Origin of the sequence: Halorubrum sp. SP9 (assembly GCF_005435015.1) — an archaeon.
Lineage (GTDB): Archaea > Halobacteriota > Halobacteria > Halobacteriales > Haloferacaceae > Halorubrum > Halorubrum sodomense.
The window spans coordinates 1-796 of sequence record NZ_SGXU01000182.1 but is presented as its reverse complement, the minus strand read 5'-3'; the positions used below and the strand labels follow the sequence as shown (position 1 = coordinate 796).

Genomic DNA, 796 nt, shown 5'->3' with positions numbered 1-796 from the left:
ATGGACGGCGAACGGCTGGAAGGCATCGCCTCGAAGGGGCATCGTGTCCACGTGATCTCTGTCGGGTACGCGCAGTCGGTCCCCCCCACAGCTGATGGAACGGTCGAGGTCACGCAGATCAACAATCCGAACGACATTACCCGGCTCGGGATTGTCGTCTCGAGACTCACACAGGAGTGGTCGACCGACGACCGCGAGATACGCGTCTGTTATGACTCGCTGAACGTCCTGCTGAACTACCGAGATGTGAAGAACGTGTTCCGATTCCTCCACGTGTTTCTCAGTACGTTCACCAAGACGGACGCCGTCGCACACTTTCACGCCGACCCGCTCGAAGGCGATCCGCAGTCGATTAACACGCTCAAGCCACTGTTCGACGAGGTCGTCTCGATGGACTCAACCGGAACGTACGTAGAATAAATGAGCGTGGATAGACCAGAGACACCGCAGAAAGCGCCCGTTGAGATATCGCCGTGAGCGACATCGATCGATCACTCCGGATCCGCGCCTTCTTACAGAAGTGGTCGGGCGTCCTCCTTGCTCTGCTCCTCATTCTCGCCGCAGTCGGCGGGTGGTGGAGCTATCAGGTCCACGCGACGCAGGAAATCGAACGTGAACAGGTCACCGTCGAACAGTGGAGCGAGTCGACGGCGTACGAACACAGCGCGGTGATCACGAACGACTCCCTCGTGTTCAATGAGGGGGAACGCGTCCGAGACCGACCGGTGTACTACGTGAATCTATCTAGGGAACTCGACGTGACGTACGTGTACGAACACACGGCCGAGACCGGCTC

The 796-nt window shown here is 58.7% G+C and carries 2 pseudogenes; both read left to right on the top strand.

Going from position 1 to position 796, the window contains the following annotated elements:
* Positions 1-420: pseudogene (locus EXE45_RS19870) on the top strand (hypothetical protein); the annotation flags it as partial.
* A gap of 53 nt (positions 421-473) precedes the next feature.
* A pseudogene (locus EXE45_RS17095) lies at positions 474-796 on the top strand (hypothetical protein); the annotation flags it as partial.